Source organism: Pseudomonas sp. (genome assembly GCF_050739995.1).
Classification (GTDB): Bacteria; Pseudomonadota; Gammaproteobacteria; order Pseudomonadales; family Pseudomonadaceae; genus Aquipseudomonas.
On the sequence record NZ_JBOICG010000111.1, the window covers coordinates 1 to 1,778 of the forward strand.

A 1,778-nucleotide genomic window follows, 5' to 3' on the forward strand; every position below is an offset into this window, starting at 1 on the left:
GGGCAGCATCGTCAATCCGGCGATTGTTCAAGCCCAGGTCAGTGGCGCGGTAGCGTTGGGCTTGTCGCAAACCTTGGTGGAAGAGTCGGTATGGGTGGACGGTAAACCCCGGGCGCGCAATTACGACCTGTACCCGATCCTGCCGCCTTCACGCATGGCGCAGGTGCACGTACGGATCGTCGAGAGTGGCGAAAAAATGGGGGGCATCGGTGAACCGCCGCTGCCTGCGGTGGCGCCGGCCGTGGCCAACGCGGTGGCGCACCTGACCGGTCAGCGCATCCGCAGTCTGCCTTTGAGCCGATACACGTTCGTCTAACCGACAGGAACCGCCCATGAACAACCCACGATTCGCAAGAACCGCAGGCTGGCTGGTGCTGGCCGGCCTGGTCGCAGCCGGTGCGCTGGCCTGGTATGTCACCCGTCAACCCGCCACGCCTTTCGAGCAAGAACAGACCTTCGATCCGGCACTGGTCAGCCGTGGTGAGTATGTCGCCCGTGTCAGCGACTGCGTGGCCTGCCACAGTCTGCCCGGCAAGACACCGTTCGCCGGTGGCCTGGAGATGGCCACGCCGTTGGGCGCGATCCATGCCACCAACATCACGCCGGACAAGACCGTCGGTATAGGCGCCTACACCCTGGCCGACTTTGACCGTGCGGTGCGCCACGGCGTTGCGCCGGGAGGGCGACGGCTTTACCCGGCCATGCCCTACCCGTCTTACGTAAAACTCAGCGACGACGACATGCGTGCGCTGTACGCGTTCTTCATGAAAGGCGTAGAGCCCTCCAACCAGCCCAACATCCCCAGTGATATTCCCTGGCCGCTGAACATGCGTTGGCCCATCGCCTTGTGGAACGGGGTGTTCGCCCCTAGCGCACCCTACGCGGCCAAACAAGGCCAGGATGCGTTGTGGAATCGCGGCGCCTATATCGTCCAAGGGCCCGGCCACTGCGGCAGTTGCCACACACCACGCGGCCTGGCCTTTAACGAGAAAGCCCTGGACGAGTCCGGTACGCCATTCCTCGCCGGCGCCCTGCTCGATGGCTGGTACGCGCCCAGCCTGCGCCAGGACCCCAACACTGGCTTGGGCCGCTGGAGCGAGCCTGAAATCGTGCAATTCCTCAAGACCGGACGCAACCAACATGCGGTGGTGTATGGCTCGATGACCGAGGCGTTCAACAACTCCACCCAGTTCATGAACGACGACGACCTGGCCGCCATCGCCCATTACCTCAAGTCCCTGCCCGGCGACCCGCAGCGTGACGGCACGCCATGGCAATACCAGAACGCCGCCGTCGACACCCGTCCCGGTGCCCACACCTACGCCACCCGCTGCGCGTCCTGCCACGGCCCGGATGGCAAAGGCCAGCCCGAGTGGATGCCCCCCCTGGCCGGTGCCACGTCGGCATTGGCGTCGGAAAGTGCGTCGGCGATCAACATCACCCTCAACGGCTCGCAACGGGTGGTGGCGGCTGGTGTGCCGGACGCTTACCGCATGCCGGCGTTTCGTGAGCAGTTGTCGGATCAGGACATCGCCGAAGTGCTGACTTACGTGCGCAGCACGTGGGGCAATCATGGCGGCGCGGTCGACGCCGCAGCAGTGGGCAAGTTGCGCGGGCATACCGATCCGGCGAGCAGCAGCCCGATCATCCTGCACATGCGCTAACCGAGGTCGTACTCGGCTGAATGTGATGTGGGAGCCCTAATGCCAGTCAGTCAAGAAAATCTACCGCGACCAAACCCTTGTAGTGAGCGGGCTTGCCCCGCGCTGGGCGGCGAA

At 64.6% G+C, this 1,778-nt stretch carries 2 protein-coding genes; both read left to right on the forward strand.

Annotated elements, in window-relative coordinates:
- A partial coding sequence (locus tag ACRESD_RS03785) for a molybdopterin cofactor-binding domain-containing protein (protein ID WP_431749697.1) occupies positions 1-316 on the forward strand: 316 nt, incomplete at its 5' end.
- 16 nt (positions 317-332) lie between these two features.
- Positions 333-1,664, forward strand: a complete 1,332-nt coding sequence (locus ACRESD_RS03790; protein WP_431749698.1) for a c-type cytochrome — start codon at positions 333-335, stop codon at positions 1,662-1,664.
- Positions 1,665-1,778 lie beyond the last annotated feature (114 nt).

Excerpts from the sequence above, each read along its gene's own strand:
- ACRESD_RS03790 (WP_431749698.1), top strand. The coding sequence starts at position 333 with ATGAACAACCCACGATTCGCAAGAACCGCAGGCTGGCTGGTGCTGGCC.